Here is an 18,400-nt window from a genome sequence, read left to right as displayed (position 1 = left end):
TTTTGGAAATTTATAAGTAGATCCATTATTTTCTCGTTATAAAAGGAGTTTTCCCGCAATCTTCATTGGGGAAACTCCTTTTTCGTCAGACTATTGTATCATTTTTAGATATTCTTCTAAAATGCGGAAATTATAAACTAACCCCTGTTGCTCAATCGATAAATTACTATAATCTTTTTGAGCAGCTAATACTTTTTTCTCGAAGGATGAGCTTTCTGGATCAATGCCGCCAATGGCTTGGACAACTTTCAAAACAGCTGCCACATCTTTTTCAGCCTGCTTTAATACATCCTCATTGATGACTTGTCCTCGTACTTTAGAATCCAGCGCTTTATAAGCAGCAACTGCATTAGCCACATCTTCAATATAGGTTGGCGAGCTTGGTGAAAGTCCCGCTATTAACTCAACCACTTTCTTGACATCAGCCATGCTTTTCTCTGCCTCTAATAAAATAGAGTAGTTGGAAATACGCTGTTTATCTATTGTATTCAAGCTATCATACTCTCTACGCACCGCTTCGATCATACCAAAGTAGAACTTATCCTTCGGGTTCAAGTTAGCAATGCTATTATAAACTTTTATCACGTTGTCTAATGACAGCAATAGCTGGTCGTTATAGACATAGCGTCTTTGATCGGCATTGAGCTTATCATAGGCTTTTAAAATCTTTTGATACTGGCTGTTCATATCCTTGGCTGTTAATAGTCGGTCAATATCCTCTACCACACTAATAACAGGCTTAATTAGCTTCTCTTGATCTTGTAGCACTCTGTAATTTTGTACAGCTCGCTGCTGATCCTTTGGTAAAGCATTATAAGCCGCACGAATCTCTTGAATACGTTTCACATATTGCTTTGGATCAATAGATGGTAAGTCATTGATCATCTGCATTACATTCCCAGCACCTAAAATACTAGACTCAGCTGCTTGCAATAAATAATAGTTTGTCACATATTGCTGCAAATCAGCAGGCAGTGCATCGTACAATGAACGGGCTCGTGATGTATCCTGAAGGAATGTACTATTAGAAGATTTTAGTTTGCTAATCAATTCCATCACATTGGAAACGGGCTCAAATTTTAAGAGTATATCAATATTATCAATATATTTCTTCTGACCCTTTGATAGTTTGTCATAGGCCTTACGTGCGGCGTTAAACTTACTAACAAAGTTTTGTGCTTCTGGATCTAGCTCATTAATTTGAACCATCACACTTAAAATCGGTTTAACCGCTTTTTCACGTGTTGTTAAATCTTTAATATTTGTCACTAATTTCTTTTGATTCGATGACAGCTTATCATAGGCTATTCGTGCATTCATCAGCTTCGTTAAATAGTCTGCATCTTGTTCTTCTGTTAAATTAATAAGCTCAATCACGCTCTGCGCTAAGCCCTGTTCATTTTCTGCTGCCACCAGAGCATCATAGTTGATGATAGCTTGTTGTTTCGCTTCAGGTAGTGAATCATAAAGCTCACGAGCTGTTTTCATATCCTGATAGAATGTTTTACTCGTTGGCTTTAATGAAGCAATAAGACCAATCAAAGAAGCTACATCCTCAACTGCTGTCAGATTATCATAGTTCGTCACTCGTTTTTGAGATACTGTATCAAGTGCATTATAGGCTTTGCGAGCAGCAAGTACCTTTTTCGTATAATCCTTACTTGTTGGATTTAAGGCATCAATCATTTGAATAACCTTTACTACAGCCTTATTGTTTTTTTCATACGCACTTAACGTTTTGTACTCTTCCACCAGCTTTTTCACATTTTTATCCATCGTCTTATATTCTGCAGCTAGGTCGGCTACCTTTTTGACAAATGTGTCAGGATTCTCATTCGCCAATGCTGCGACACGGGCATCAAAGTTTTTGGCTGTATCGATATACCCCTGTGCTTTTATTAGGTCAGCATAATTGACAACCTTCCCTTGAAGTGTTGCATCTGCTAATGCTGCGTATGTCTCCGTTGCTTTTGTTACATCCACTTTATACGTTTTTTTAGAAGGATTTAAAGCATTAATTTGAACAATGACATCTACAACTGGTACTATATCTTTTAAATTCTTGTAATTTTTTACATATACTTTATTATTGTCATCTAGCTTTGCATAAGCAGTAAAAGCTGACTTCGCTTTGGAAATATAGCTTTTAGAAGATGGATCAAGTTTTTCAAAGAGTGAGATGACATTCACAACAGCTTTATGTGATTTTTCAAAATCTGTTAAAACTTTAATGTTCGTTACACGACTTTTTGCTGCTGATGGTAGAGCATTATAAGCTGAACGAGCATCTAGCATATCCTGTACGAGATTAGATGATGTATTTAAACTGTCTATCTTGCTCATAACATCTGTTACTGCTGATGCTTCGTTTGTAAGAGCTGTTAATTTTTCATTGAGTTTATCTTTGATATTATCAAGCGCTGCTGCATATTCACTGCCCGAAGCATCTAAAGCAGCAACTGCAGTTTTCAATGTTTCAAGCTGTGCGTTGTAGTCAGACACAGAAGAATTCAGTGCATTCACTTTTTTCGATACATCCGCATATTTGAAAAACAGAGTTAGTTTATTTGTGCCTTGAACTAACGTCTTTTCACTTTCTCCAAGTTTATCGAAAGCAGCCTGTGCAGCTAATGTCTTGCTTTCAAAAGTAGAAGCTGTTGGATCAATACTATCGATTAATTTATCCACAGTTAAAGACGCGTTATAAACCTTTTCCCACTTCGTTAACTCTGCTAGATTATTAACAATTTTTTTGACATTTGCCGCATTGATTGTTGTTCCAGATGGTGCTGGAGGAGCATCATAAGCAGTTCGAGCATCTTTAATTGCTTGTACTTTATCTGAAGCACCTGCAATTGCCAAGATGAGTCCTTCAATCTGTTGTGCAGAAGCAATATTCGCGACCGCTATTTCAAAATCAGCCGCATTCTTTATATATCCCTTTTCTAGGGTTAATTGATTATCATAAATATCTTTAATTGAAGCTACTTCTGTACGATAAGCAGCATCACTTGATACACGTAGTGCTGAAATTCGCTTGGAAATTTCAGCCGCTTTTTTATACTCTTCAAGTATAGAAGCGTTTGTCACCAAATTTTTTGATGCCGTATCAAGGCTGTTATATGCTTTTTCAACAGACGATACCGCACTAATGAAATTTGTTGCTGATGTGAATTCAGATGGTTGTTTTGCTTTCAGCTGATTAATACTTAAAATAACTTTTTCTACAGCAGACTGACTCGTTAGAGCGTCCTTATATTTTTTGAAGGGCGTTACGGAAGCATCGTTTGGATTATAAGCTTCAACCACCTTCTTTTGATCTGCAGTTAAGGTATTATATCCAGTTGTAAAACTGTTTAGTGCAGTCGAAATATCTTCAAAATTTGCAGAACTCTCCAATAAATTAACTAAATCCACTAGCTCGCTAGCAATCAATTCAGTAGCTTCTACATCCTTACCTAATTTTGATAGTTTTCCAACGTCCAGTCCTTTTTTGCCAAAATACGCATCACGTGCTGCCTTATCATAACCATATTGCAACACCGAGTTACGCATAGTAGGAGCAATACTACTTGCGTTATTTATAAGCGCTGTATCAACGGCCTGTTTAAATTGAGCTTGTACATATAGATAGGATGTTGTATCTGTTGGTTCTTTTTCTCCTAAAAATTTAACATATTCGTCATTTACAGCTTCAACTTCTTCAAAAAACGTTTTACTTGAATACAAAATTCCATTAACTTTATTGCCCATTCCTTTAAGCTTTGTTAATAGCTCGCGATGTTTTACTACATATTCATACTTCGCTTTTATAATTGCTTTTTCATCAGCATTAAAATCTCCAGAATTTTGTACAACAATGAGATTTCCTTCTGCAATCACCATCTCATCACCTGAAGAAATTTCAGATAACTTACCAAATTCTGCAATGAGCTGCTCTCTTGTCGTAGCAGCTGCTACCACGTTGGCATAGCCAACTTGCTCTGTCTGTGGTGTCACACGAGTTTGCGCATCATTTTCCTGTGCATTCGCTATAGCCGTAGGTGCAAGTAAAAGACTTGTTATGACCCCTGCTGTCAATTTTCGATTCAATCGAACCACCCTTTCATCTTTTATGTATGGGAAAATGATTATGTTCATTTTCAATTATCTTGATTCAGAATTTATCCCCTTCCACTATACAGAGTTAAATTCTTGTTTTACTTTTTTCATCGATTAATTAAATGCCCACCGAAATAAGGGAACACCGTCTAAATGTGCCACGTCTTGTAGTAATGAAGGTCTGTGACCAGCATCAAGTAGCCCCAATACCTCTGGCGGATGTCACAGATTTTGAAATAAAACGTTTCGGGCAAGCTCGAAAAAATCCGGACGTAATTACAGCAAAGTGTAATTGATAATCATTACTTTAGTATCGGTATAAATATCATGTTTTCAAGACATTCTAGTATATTTACAAAATTATGAGTATCAAAAATAATTTTTCAAATTTACTAGCTAGAAAAACAGGAAGTTATTTCAATTATACTATACAATAGATTTATGTGATGTTTACATCAACCGACATGTAGTGACGGCATATGATTTTTTCTACGAAATTAATGAAAAAAAACAGCTAATTTCATATGTCATAATCTTTTTACAAGGTGTATACTACAACTTTGAAATCCTATTTTGGAAGAAAGGACGCTGTTTATGTTTTACCATTATAAGTTCTGGCATAGCTTAAAAAATCCTACCTACTTTACAAACATAGTAGAGGAAGGTGAGGTCATCGGATATAAGAAACGCGTATTATCAGTGTTTATTTTATTTATCCTGTTGTATGCTGTACGCGAATATTGGGGAATGGGGACGGAAAATTTAACGACCCTATTCGCAATGGATCAACAAAATGATTATTTTGTAGCACGCGTACTTTCCATGCTCGGTGCTGTATTAGGGGCAATCGTCTATTTTTGCTTCCATTATTATGGGGTTACCTATCTATTACATCTATTAACGGACATTCCTTACTCTTGGATTAAAAAAGTCCAGCTTTATGTTGTTGCCTTCTTATTAATCGAAAAAGCAATTCTCTTTGCTGTTTTCTACGCAGTAGGCTATACAACAATGTTTTCATTCTTCTCATTAGCTCCAGCTGCCCTACAGGTGATTGAAACAGATTTCGTCTTATTTAGCATCAACCAATTGACAGTAACGACCGTTTTAATCATTATTGTGCAGTATCTATTCCTATCTAAATGGGAGGAAGCAGCTAGTAGAAAAATATTAGTAGTCAAATTGATTGGTGTACAACTATTTATGGCCTTATTTGTTGGGATGATTAGTGTGCTACCAATAAAAGAATGGATTGCTAGGGGGTTAGGATGATGGCATTTATCAAAGCAAGACCATGGACAAGTATGACCATTGTGTTGGCGATGCTAGTAATCGGTATAAATGCTTATTTAGTGTTCAAGAATGATAGCAACATCACACGATCCTACTTTATCAACGAGTTTCAAAAAGCTTATATCGGCACAAATACTGAGCGTGTCAATAAAGAAACGATTGTAGCACCTGCTGAAACATTTACGATTACGGCTGATGCAACTAGCTTATCGGCTGTGAATGTAAAGCGTGGTCAGGAAGTGATGATGAATGATTTGCTTGCTACCTATCAAACGGATGAGGTAGATGAAGAGATAACAAAGCTTGAATCAGAACGTACTGCCTATGAAACAGAATTAAGTGATTTACAGGATGCACTCGACCAAATTGAGGATGAATATGGAGATGGCTCTAATCCGAAAAGCTCGATTAATACGGACCAAATCAATGATAAACTATCTGTTACGCTAAAATTAGAGCTTGCTCAACAAAATTCAGCATCGACAGCCGTTGCACTGTTAAATCGACATATTGCCGAAACAAATCGTCAAATTGCGCTAATTGAAGCACAAATTACACAAATTCAATCTCGACAAGGCATTGTCAGCCCTATTGACGGTATCATATCTGCCATTAAAGAAGAAGCTGGTACAGTAACGTTTGAAATCTATTCTAATGAAAAAGCAATGTATGCCTATTTATCAGAAAAGGAATGGCAAAAGGTACAGGAAGGCCAAACCGTTGATTTTAAAGTCAAACATGTTAAAGATGCCTTATCAGGTGTGGTTTTAGAAAAACAAATGATCGCTACAGATGATCATACATTTTGGGCAAATGAGCTAGCCAAAACAGCAGCTTTACCACAGCCAACAAATTATGAAGTAACGTTACAGCAAGTTGCTCCATTAGAGGACATCCCATTTTCAACTACAGGCAAGGCATCCATTATTGTCAATGAAGCATTCGATTCTTACAAAGTCGATAAATCGTGGCTAGCGACGACTAAAAAAGGAAATAAAAAGCTTTATATTATCAATCAGGAGGGCAAAATCCAGCTGATCGATATCAATGTGCAATTTAACACAGCGAAATCCGCTATTTTTATGGACTATGTAGAGGAAGGCACGCCAATGCTCTCTAATGAGAAACGTAATATTACAGCCTATACCTTCCGCACATTGCCTGTTGAGAAAATACAATGGAGCCATTTTAAAGATTTAACTTGGAAACAATATGTGAAATACATTGTATTCTAAATAAAAAATCCGCTTCGCTCTCTTATGAGCTAAGCGGATTTTTTTGCTACGAACGAATCCCCTGTAGTAGCTACAGGGGATTCATCAATATTATTTGAATGATAAGCATCTATTTAAGAAGCTTGCAAATTGAGCACGTGTAATTTGTGCATCTGGTCTAAATGTATTGTCTGGGAAACCTCCAGTTAAATTATTCGCCACAAGTGCTTGGATATTGCTATATGCCCAATGTGTTGATTTAACATCTGTGAAGCTTACCTTACTTGTACCTGTTAATTTGTACGCTCTTGTTAAAATCGCAGCCATTTCTGCACGTGAAAGCTGTCCATTTGGATTAAACTTCCCTGCTTCTTGCCCTTTAATAATACCAGCCTGCTCTACGGCAGCAATGGCACTGTAAGCATAGTGACCTTTACTCACATCTTTAAAGCTTGAATCCTTCGTCGTTGTTAGATTTAAAGCTCTAGCAATGATTGTTGCTGCCTCTGCACGAGTAATCGATGCTTCTGGCTTAAATGTTCCATTGGCATACCCTTTAATAAGCGATTTATTGTTTAGGCTTTGGATTTCAGAAAATGCCCAATGTCCTTTTGCAACATCTGTATAAATTAATTCCTCATGATTATCTTTATAGACAGCCTGTAATTGATCGAAGTATAGCTGCCCTTTCTTTTGAAGAGACGCTGTTGGTTGAGCAACATATAAACGTTCAAATTTCAATGGCTGCGCTAAATCACTCGGAATATTCGCCGTAACGTACTTCCAGCCATTCCAGTCTAAACCGCCCTGACTTGTGAAATCAATCGTATGCTTAGCGCCAGAACCATCAACAACTACACCTCTTAGCCAATGCTTACCGCCATCACCAAATACCCAAAGACCGATGTTTTTAGGCTGACCTGTCATAGCAATTGGTGTCTTAGCAACCATATAGGCCGCTTTTGTGCCTGTGCCTGCTGTCGTAAAATCATAGTTTAATTGTAAGCTAGCAGTTCCCTGTCTAGCATACTCTTTAGAGTTTGCTAATGAAGCATTGGCTTTTGCCACTTCAGTTGTCCAAGATGACGCATTATCGAAGCTATCTAGTACAATAGGTTTTTCTGCTAAGTCTATTACTTTTACAGGTGTAGACGTACGGATTCCTTCATATTCTGCGATAATTTTCCCTTCACCTTTTTGTGTAGCGGTAAAGGTTGCCCCATCCATTTTTCCGATATTTCCTTCCACAGTCCATTTCATATTGGCTGGGTTGATCGTCATCGGATTCAAGTATTGATCATAGGCACTTGCTACCTGCATATCTACAGACGAACCTTTCATTACTTGACTTACACTACTTAATGTAATCGATTTTGCTTGTCCTGGTGGCGCTGTATTCACAACCTGCAAAATGGCTGATACACGACGTTCACTGCCCTCTGATGGTCTGTTCACTAGGTTGGCAAAATAGCCACCTGGATTACGCACGACCATCGCTGTAGAGCCGCCTCCATCTAAGTTAATAGCCGAAGAAGCGCCCATTGAAATTAAATGAGAAGCTAAATCTGATAAATTCACACCATTACTGTGACCGCTTATGCGACCATCAATTGTTACAAGAGATACCTTCGTACCAGTGGCATCCACTGCAACTGCTGTACGTGGACTACGTGTTGAAGCAAAACCAGAATTCGTCGGCATCGAAATATCTACTTTGCCGTTTCGCACTAGCATTGGTCCAGCAGCTAAAATGAATTGAGCATCCATCCATTTTTGATCAATGGATAAGCTTACATCCACATTCGTGCCTGAAGTAATTGTACTTAATTCAGCAGCTAACTCTTTATTTTGAACAGAAATAACAAAGCCATCCGCTGGTACAGATGAGTTACCTTCTGCCCCATAGGCTGTTACATGCGAAACTGTGCCTGAAAACTGATCGCCAAAATGCAAGACATTTGTATCTTGGCTAGCACCTGTCACCACTAATTCTACACCCCATGTATTGGTACCTGTCGTTCTTTTTTCAGGTGTATATAAAACTGTTTTATTCGTTCCTCGTTCACTATTAATGAGATCAATAGGATAGCTTTTGCCATTCACTTGGAACGTTAGATTTGTTGTATAATAATCTGCTATCGCTTTCCCTGATTTTGATAAACCAAACGCAACTGGTTTTTGTGTTGGGCTATCATACGTATCTCCTAAAATACCATAGTTCACTATTTCATTTTTTTCCGCTAACAAGTTCGCGGGCATACCATTACCTAAAAAGTAAGAAGCATTGACAGCTCCCACAACACGATGTCCATCATACGTATTTTGCTTTGCCATCGCTGATGTTGTTTTTAATGAATTAATAGGATTGGGCATACCGATTTCTAATTTTGTATATGTATTATTTAAATTAACATCTAAAACATTTACAAACTCACGAATAGAACCTGAAGTATAGCTTTGCTGTATATGTGTTACCTGTGGTGAAACCTCCGTTTTAACTTCACTGACTTTATTGCCTAAACCAGCTGCTTGTCCATTGATTGGGCTAACTGTTAGTATAAGCACAAATAGGGCTACAATAATTGTTACTAGTTTTCTTGCCAATTTCTTCACTCCGAATATATTCAAAGTATGGCACGATCTCATGTCACATGACCCGTGCCAGTGACTTTTTTATTTTGTTCCTACATAGATAGCTACTGGAAGATTGACACCACCAGCATGCATTAGTTCTAATTCAATTGTTCCTGATGAACCATCAATTGTGTACTCTGGCAGCTCAACATATTCTGTTCCTACTCGTAAAGAAGGCACTAAATATACTTTGCCATTGACCTTAATAGCACCACTATATAAACCACCACGACCAGCTAATTTCATCTTAATCGTTTTTGATGTGCCAGATGAATTCACCACTGGAATCGACACCTTATAGTTCATGCCAAAATGACCTGGATTCCCTATTGCTCCATTGATTTGCGAGAAGGAATTTTCAGCCGTTTGTAAATGATCTGTACGGCCGTTAGAAATGTTATAGCCTACCTCTGGAGAATCTACTGTATAAGCTGGTAGCTCTGCTAGAATTGTAGCACTTGGCCAAGCACCCCTTGGATGTTTAGCATATTCATCAACAGCAACCTGCTCTGATTGAATCGTTCTTAAGTCACTATTATCCTTTGTAAGCACTGTACGAATTGTATACTCTGGCTTTCCACCGTTAGCCGCTTGGATATCTAAATCATGTAAAAAACCAATGATATAGTCGTATTCTAAATCGTATGTTTCAATAACCTTTGTTTCTCCTGGTTCAATCACAGTACCTTTACTTGTTGATCTTTGAAGCTTGTTATTTAAAACAGCATCAGCAATCGTTAAACCAATATCGTGGCCTACCCAGCTGTTCCCAGTTTTTTGGTTAATGCCCTTCGATTCTGTTACCTTAATACTCTCTGTAGTAGATTTATTTTGAACCGTAATCCCAAGCTTCACATCTGTCCCTAATGTGTTATAATGCCAACCAAAGATACGGTGCTTATTCGTTGCTGCTGTTGCATTAACATCATATTGTGCAAGCGTAGCATTTGATTTAGGAACTAATTTACGTGTTAAAGTTTCTGGGTTGTCACTAATAAATAAATCACGATCTCCCTCTAAACGAGCAGAAGGAACGGCTTCTGGATAAGCTGTTGAGCCAAATGATTTTTCAAGGAAAGAGCTTGTATACATATAATGATAGACATATAAATACATTTCTCGTTTTTCACTTATATAACGCAAGTTTCCGCCTAATGCATTCACTACAAAGGTAATAGGAACGTACATCTTCCCTTTTTGAACAAAAGGAACCTCTTCTAAAGTGACAACTTCATTATTCACTAAAACTTGATTACTGTTATCCTTAAAAACAAAGCTCATGCCAGCTATTTGTAATTCAAAAGAGTTATCTGGTAGCCACATACCTGTTGAATCATCAAGGTATTCATATATATAATTCGCTGGGATGTAGGATCTTGATTGCTTCATCACAATTGGATCTTTCATCACAATGCGATGATTATTAATATGTAAAATATATGGGTTTTCTTGAGGTTGCTCTGGTGTTTCATCAGATAGCGTAATATCTACACTTTGAGTATCGGGGTCCCAATTCACAGTGCCATCAAAGTTTTCACTGACAAAGCGTAATGGCATATAAGTTCGGTCCTTATACATAAACGGTGCGACATCCATCGCCACCTCTTCCCCATCTACTAATGCGTTCATAGAGTCAATCGTTAAATCGACAAGCTTACCATTTCGAGTAGCTGACGCTGTCAATGTATCCTTATTCCACTCCACATTCGCACCAATCGCTTCATATAATGCACGCATCGGTAATAATAAGAAATCCGATTTATTTAAGATAGGGTCATTGACACTAATCGTCTCTCCATTAATCGTAATCGAAACATTGTTTTTTATCTGAATTCCATCTTTACTAATAGCTGTTGCAGATGCTTGTCCAGGCAAAATAGTAGCCAAAGCAACTGCCGATACAATACATGTATTCCTAAGTTTCTTAAACATGCTAATCTCCTTTTTCACATTCCATAGTCTTTAACATCTTAACACGAAAAAACCCTAAAATGTGGGATTTTTATCGAAAAGAGTTGAATTCGGTACTAGAGTGCTAACCCCTCTCCTTCAAAAGCTTCATAGAAAGAAAAGGCTATTTCCAAATCTCCATGAACATTTTCTATCAAACTCATTGCTACTTGATAAATCCTTATGTATAACCCCCATCGTACTGTATTTTAAAGGTAATGAAGTCAGCTTTTTATCAAATTATATGTGCATAATATTTGATAAGTAACTTCATTACTATTAGAACTTCCAGTAAAGTTATATTTTCTTAATTAGACTTGTTTTATAAAAAAAAGTTACATACTTTTGGGTAATCACCATAGAAAATGAAGTATTTGAGGATTACTACATTCAAAACATCTCTAGGTTGGACGATGCTTGATTGGACAGATGTGAACACTATAAATATAGCTGATTTTCGTTAATGATACTTAGTTAGATGATATCGAATTCGTTTTTTGTAGTGTATTAATTTCACTTGTGCAATATATAAATAATGTTTTTCTAATCTTATTTTTATATTTATTATAACTTTCAATCACTTAAAAATTTATTAGGGATAGATGAATGAGGGGAGTAACAAAATTCAAAAAAACTCTGTGGAGAGGGCTCCACAGAGTTTAAAACATCGATTATTAATAATATTATGATAAATAAATATTATTTTAGAGTAATTGCTACAGAAGCTGTAACGTTACCAGCTAAATCAGCAACATTTGTAACAGTCACATCATTAGTAAATGTTAAAGAAGTTGCAGCATGGTTATTAGTAATAGTTAATTTACCATTTGCATCCCAAGAGAAGCTCACATCAGTTGAAGCAGGACCTGAAATTTCAGCTTTGATAGCTGTTTCAATTGCTGTTTTTGATGCATCTGCTAAAGCTTCAGCAAAATCAATTGTTGCAGTTCCAGCTGCTGCGATTGAAGTAGTAGAAATAGTGAATGCATTACCCACTTTTACTCCATCAACAACGATTGTTTTATTAGCTCCTAGTGAACCAGTAGCTCCTGGAGCAACAAGAGTTAATACACCGTTGTTTCCAGACGAGTCTTTAATAGTTCCACCATTAAGTTGAAGTGCAGTTGTTCCAGTTACATCAAGCTTAGAAGCAGTATGGTTTGTAACAACAGTATAGTTAAATACAAGTTTGTTAGTACCTGAACCAGATGCATATGTTGCATTAGCACCAGTATTCAGTGCTAAAGTTGGTGCACCAGATACTACTACAGCTTCACTAAATGTAATTTCTACTGGAATAACATCGTCAATTTTGTATGATCCATTATTAGCAGTTGATGTAACATTTACAACTGTTGGAGCAACTGTATCAATAGCACCTACAGCAGTTGAATATTCAGCAGATGATACTGCTTTGTTACCAGCAACATCCCCAATGAATGAAGCATCTTTCTTCACACTTACTTTATATTCATCGTTTGTTGAAGTTGTTAATTCAATTTCAATAATATTCGCTTTTCCAGATTTAAGAGTTGTTTTGTATTCTGCTGGAGATACAACTTTTCCAGTTCTTACATTAGTAACTACTAAATCATATTTGAAGTTAGCCACATCATCAGCTTTTAAGTTCTCACTGAATGGTAATTCAATCTTATTGCTATCTACTACTAAACGATGTTGATCCTTAGCTAATTCTACTTGTGGCTTAACAGCATCTTTTACATTTACAGTAGCACCAGTAACATTGTTACCAGAAGTAGTTGTAATTTTGTTATCAGTTTTTACTGTTAATCCTAAATCAACTAATGAAGTATTTGTAAATCCTGTGCTACCTACATCACCAGATAACTTAATTGTTACAAGATCTGAACTATCAGTTTCAACTGAAGCAATAGATACACCTGAACCAGTTAAAGTAAAGTCAGAAGCTACAGCTTTACCAATTGGTTGATTGAAGCGAACTTTCACAATACCTTTTTCTGTTAATTTTGCATTTTCAATAGTATTTTTATCATAAGCAGTTAATGTTGCAGCTGCAGTATTTGGAAGAATATCGTTTCCACCAAATTGCTCAACAATATTACCAGCAACATCTTTAAGTGCTAATAATTTAAATGATGTTACATTAGCAGCTTTAGTAGGATCGTTGATTCCCACTAGGTCATTACCAATGTATTCTGGGAAGATGATACGAACAGCTTTGCCACCTTGTACAGGAGTTACTTCTGTACCTGAAGGAAGTTGTTGTTGTTTTCCACTAATTGTAACAAGGTAGTTTTTAGCATCAGCAAGTGTTGCTAAATCCATTTCTTCGTTAAAGTTGATGATGATTGTACGAGTTTTGCTATTTGCTGAGTTAGATACGTATTTTGGTGCTACAGTATCTTTACCAGTAATAGTAACTGTTACATCATTCATTGTGTTTTGAAGTTTTGTAGTATCACGTACTCCAACAACTTTTAGTTTGTAGCCTTCTGTTAATTCATCATAAGCTTCAAGTGTAAATACTTTGTTCACACCTGTACCAGTTTCGTCAGTAACAGTTTTAAGTGGAACAACTTTACCATCTTTATCTGTTAATGTGAAGTACTTAGTATCACCAACAGCAATTTTAACTTGCTTGTTAAATTTAAGAGTGATTTTTTTGTTATCCACTTTGTTAATAGAAGCTTCAGTAACTTCTGGACGAGTTTGATCTACTTCAGCTTTTACTTTAACTTGAGTTTCAGTAATTTGGTTACCTGAGTAGTCTTTAACTCCTTCTACAAACAATGTCATTTCATATCCAGGTAGTGCATTTGCAGAGAAGTCAAATTCATAAACATCTCCAGCAATTTTCTTCACTGAACCTGCAGCTTTTTTATCTGAACCTGACATCCAGTAAATGTTAGATTTAGAAACTGTATCTGCATCAACTTCTTCACTGAAAGTAATAGTTACTTTTTCAAGAGTAGCACTTACACTCTTAACAGTAGGAGCAACTTTATCTTCAGCCACTTCAAATTCAACTTCTTTAGTTAAAGCTTTGAAGCCTGCGAAATCTTCAACACCTGAGATTTCTAATTTGTGTTTACCAACTGATAAATCTGCAGAAGAATAAGGTTTTAAAATTAACTCACGAGAACCTTCATCAACAGTACCAAAGAATGATTTACCATCTAGTTTAAAGTTTGTTGTAGAAGCTTTTTTAATTGGCTCAGAGAAAGTTACTTTAATAGCTTTTGTTCCAAGAGATTTCACTTCTGCAACTTCTGGCAATGTGTTATCAACTGGAGTGAAAGCTACATTAGTAGCATCAATAGTTTTTTCTCCTGCTTTAACATTTTTCACTGAAAGTTTGTAAGATTTTTGGTTTTCTAAAACTTTACCGTTTACTTCTTTAACTGCTAAACGGACAGTTTTTCCATCTTCTAATAATGTAGCTGAATCTAACTCAATTGAGCTATCAACAGTGTATTTATCAACATCTTCAGCAGATGTTTTGTCAACTTTACCGTCGAACTCTACAGTGATTTCTTTAAGGTTAGTTGCAGATACAGATTTAACTGCAGTAGCTGTAGTTACAACATAAGTAACTTTAGCTGTGTACTCAACGTCTTTGATTTTGAAAGTAACTTCTGTTTCTTTGTTAGGCTCTAGAGCTTTTTCTAAAGTAACAGTTTCTTTAGTACCATCAGTTAAAGTAACGTTTAAAGTTTTAGCGTCAACTACTTCGATTTTGTCAACTTTTGGAGTTGCATCTACAGTATCAAGTGTACGTGAGAATACAACTGCGAAGTCTTGGCGAGTAATTGCAGCATTTGGGTTTAAGTTTGTTTTACCATTTGCTTCAGAACCTTTGATAACGCCGTTTGCTACTGCGATTTCAAGGTAAGATTTAGCCCATGATTTAACAGTTGAAGCGTCAGCGAATTGACCTAGATCTGCTTCACCTTCTAATTCGAAAGCTTCAACAAGAATTTTAGCTGCTTCTGAACGAGTTAATTGTTTGTTAGGAGCAAATTCAGTTGCGCTTACACCTTCAAAGATTCCGTATTCTACAGTTGCAGCGATTGCATCGTAGTACCAAGCGTCAGCTTTTACGTCTTTGAAGTCTACAGAACCTTCAGCTTCTAATTCTAGAGCATTTGCGAAGATTGTTGCAGCTTGTGCACGAGTGATTGTGCTAGTTGGGTTGAAGTTGCCGTTAGCATCTCCTTGAATTACACCACTGTCAACTAAAGCTTGAACTGCCTCTTTAGCGTACCCTGAAACTTTATCGAAATCATTTAATTGTGCTGCAGATGCTACAGGAACGATTGCTGATGCAACTAATGCAGCTGTTGCAGATGCCGCGAAAAACTTACGGCCTTTGTTTTGCTTTGCCATTATTTGTATTCCTCCCTAATATTCCTAAAAATTGATATTATTCCAATGAAAACTATAGTACCACCATAATTAGTTGCCTAAATTTATGTATTATAGCTTTCCTGAATAATTCAAAACTAAAGCAAATTTTCTTAGTAAAGTTACTAGAAAAAGAGTAGTAGAATACCATTCTAGTAAGCTTATTCACTTTCTACAATAATATAACACTCTTTTTTCCATAATTCAAGCACTGGGACATAAATTTAGTTATAGAAGATTTTTTTACCATACCTAGTGTGGTATTTTATAGCAGTAGGAAATCTCCCATCTATTTATCCCCTTATTTGGATTGGTAACATATAGTTCCGTTACCTATTATACCTGACTCTCCTTAATAACCAAGTGTTTTCTAGAATGGTTACTAAATTGTCAAAAATTAAAGACTCCCGTAATAATTTAGTAATAATTGTAAAGATACAGTAATACTGTTTGTACTTTTCTGTAAAATCCAGACTTTTCAAGAGTTTCTACTATATTAATGAAAAGCAGTCTCTATCTGTCCTCATGTTGTAATGATAGATTGGCTATTTTTATGCTACACTTTTGATAGTTTGATAGAACATCATCAGCTATTGAAGGGAGCTAAAAAAATGAAACGTAAATTTCCTCTTTACGGGGCCGTGCTTGCCGGAATGTTATATCTGGCGCCTACTTCCGCTTCAGCAGAAGATCTTTCGAAGCACTGGGCCTACCATGAAATGAACTATCTTATTACCAACGATTTAATGAAAGGTGATGAATTCGGCAATTATCGTCCGAATGATGCTGTCACTCGTGCTGAGTTTGCTGCATTTCTAGTTAGAACACTTAATCTGCCAGCTGCTTCTAGTAATGCAACCTTCTCAGATGTTAAGAAGGGTGACTGGTATTACGGGGTCATCGAACAGGCAAGCTATCACGGACTGATCAAAGGTGATGAGCAAGGTAAGTTTAACCCCAATGATCATATTAACCGTCAGGAAATGGCGGCTATGTTAAAAAGGGCTCTCCATTATCAAAACATCAACACAACTTCCTCCCCTATTACGTTTAGTGATAATGCTCGTATTGCCAAATGGGCCTATGCAGATGTACAAGCTGTCGTCACGACAGGACTACTTGTCGGGAAGCCTAATAATCAATTTGCACCTCTTGCCCAAACAACTCGTGCCGAGGCAGCTACTGTGCTCTATCGTTTAATCCATTTGGAAGCACCTGAAACAGGTGGTAAGCAATACACTACGACGAACTACTCACACGATTACTCAACGGTGGTACGTAATCAGGCGAAGAATAATCCAAAGGTCGATGGTGCAGGCATTTTCACGGCTAGCGAGGCACTAGTGTCATACTATGTGCACCCAAAAAGCTTTATGCAGGATAGCCCATCTTATTATCAATTTTTAAAATTATCTACTGTGGTGAATAACCTTAGTGCAAAGGAACTGAATGATAAGGTACTTGCGAATAAAGGAAGCTTAGCGAATACAGCTGATGCCTTTATAAAGGCGGGTGTCGATAACAATGTCAATGCCATTTATTTGGTGTCCCATGCCTTACATGAAACAGCCAATGGTGGCTCTTCACTCATTAAAGGTATCGAGGTTGGTTTGGATACTAATGGTAAACCGATGATGGTGACCGCAGAAAATCGTGAAAAATTAACAGCGATTAAGAAAACTTACAATGCTTATGGTATTGGTGCTATTGATGCAGATGCTAATAAGTATGGTGCTGAGCGTGCCTATGCAAATGGTTGGTTTACTGTTGAGGATGCTATTATTGGTGGTGCTCAATTTGTAAAGGATCAGTATATTAGCAAGGGGCAAGACACATTGTATAAAATGCGTTGGAATCCTGAAAATCCAACCGTTCACCAATATGCTACGCATGTGATGTGGGCAGTCATTCAGGCGAAAAAGATTTATGACATCTACGAATTAATTGGTGCTCATACAACAACTAATTTGGTGTTTGATGTACCTGCTTATCAAAGTCAGTCTTCCGCGCCATCATTACCAAGCCCAACGAAGCAATATGCGTTGGATTTAGGTTTAGCTGGAGCAACAGGCAAGGCTACGATTAATCTCAATATGAGAACATACCCGACTACAACTGATAATGCTTCAATCATTACGAATTTACCAAAGGATTCATCCTTTAAAGTCCTTGGCGAAAATGGTGGCTGGTTCAAAGTAAGTGTTAATGGACAAGAAGGCTGGGTATTTGATGATTATGTCATGCTTGAAAATGGTCTACAGATTGTTAACATGAATATCACCCTCAATGTCAGAAGTGAACCTTCCACTACAAGCGCTATTTTAGGAACAGTGAAACCGAATGGCTTTATTATTGGTGAAGTCGATGACAAAGGTGAGTTCATAAAAAATGGTGCCTGGTATCAGGTAATCTACAACGGCAAAACAGGCTGGGTGCATGGTGATTATATTGTAAAAAAATGATTCGATTGCGATCATCTAAAAAAGAGTGCGACATTGCTGCGCACTCTTTTTATTGTTCATTTTTGTCCTACTATTTGATCGCTATATAATAGAAGAAACTCGAAATTATATGTTAGGATTATGAAAAAATTCTCCTAAAATTTAGTACAATTTTATGCTTATTCAGCTGTTTCATCGATCATGCTAAGTAATAGGCGCTACTCGACTATGACTATCGACATCCCTTTCCGCTTTCATTCCCTTGTCTGAGATATACCCTCTTCCATAACGACTAAACCCCTATCCCCTATACGAAAATTTCCTGTCAATATTGCTTTTATGGTATGATAGATTGCAGTGAAAAAGGAATTACAGAAAGGT

Annotated in this window: 7 protein-coding genes; 3 read left to right on the top strand and 4 right to left on the bottom strand. The window is 36.8% G+C overall.

The features are described from left to right. Positions 1–90: 90 nt before the first annotated feature. The gene (locus NV349_RS03065; protein WP_271913527.1) at positions 91–4,101 is read right to left on the bottom strand and encodes a cell wall-binding protein; all 4,011 of its coding nucleotides are present in this window, start codon (positions 4,099–4,101) and stop codon (positions 91–93) included. Between the two features lie 594 nt (positions 4,102–4,695). Here NV349_RS03065 and NV349_RS03060 point away from each other — a divergent pair. Together NV349_RS03060 and NV349_RS03055 are read left to right on the top strand one after the other, a co-directional pair. After that, on the top strand, positions 4,696–5,373 hold the full coding sequence (locus tag NV349_RS03060) for a hypothetical protein (RefSeq protein WP_271912382.1): 678 nt from the start codon (positions 4,696–4,698) through the stop codon (positions 5,371–5,373). Further along, positions 5,370–6,629: an HlyD family secretion protein gene (locus NV349_RS03055; protein WP_271912380.1), complete on the top strand. Its 1,260-nt coding sequence runs from the start codon at positions 5,370–5,372 to the stop codon at positions 6,627–6,629. The genes NV349_RS03060 and NV349_RS03055 overlap by 4 nt, the downstream gene beginning before the upstream one ends. 90 nt (positions 6,630–6,719) lie before the next feature. On the opposite strand, the gene NV349_RS03050 is transcribed toward NV349_RS03055, so the two are convergent. From NV349_RS03050 to NV349_RS03040, 3 genes are all read right to left on the bottom strand, one after another. After that, a complete protein-coding gene (locus tag NV349_RS03050; RefSeq protein WP_271913525.1) occupies positions 6,720–9,221 on the bottom strand; it encodes an S-layer homology domain-containing protein in 2,502 nt (833 codons plus the stop codon). Between the two features lie 60 nt (positions 9,222–9,281). After that, positions 9,282–11,174, bottom strand: a complete 1,893-nt coding sequence (locus NV349_RS03045; protein WP_271912378.1) for a stalk domain-containing protein — start codon at positions 11,172–11,174, stop codon at positions 9,282–9,284. Between the two features lie 717 nt (positions 11,175–11,891). After that, a complete protein-coding gene (locus tag NV349_RS03040; protein WP_271912377.1) occupies positions 11,892–15,560 on the bottom strand; it encodes an S-layer homology domain-containing protein in 3,669 nt (1,222 codons plus the stop codon). 629 nt (positions 15,561–16,189) lie between these two features. Between NV349_RS03040 and NV349_RS03035 the strand changes: the two genes are divergently transcribed. Next, positions 16,190–18,040: an S-layer homology domain-containing protein gene (locus NV349_RS03035; RefSeq protein ID WP_271912375.1), complete on the top strand. Its 1,851-nt coding sequence runs from the start codon at positions 16,190–16,192 to the stop codon at positions 18,038–18,040. The last annotated feature ends 360 nt before the right edge of the window (positions 18,041–18,400 follow it).

Source organism: Lysinibacillus sp. OF-1 (genome assembly GCF_028356935.1).
GTDB lineage: Bacteria > Bacillota > Bacilli > Bacillales_A > Planococcaceae > Lysinibacillus > Lysinibacillus fusiformis_D.
This window is presented reverse-complemented; position numbering and strand designations above follow the sequence as displayed.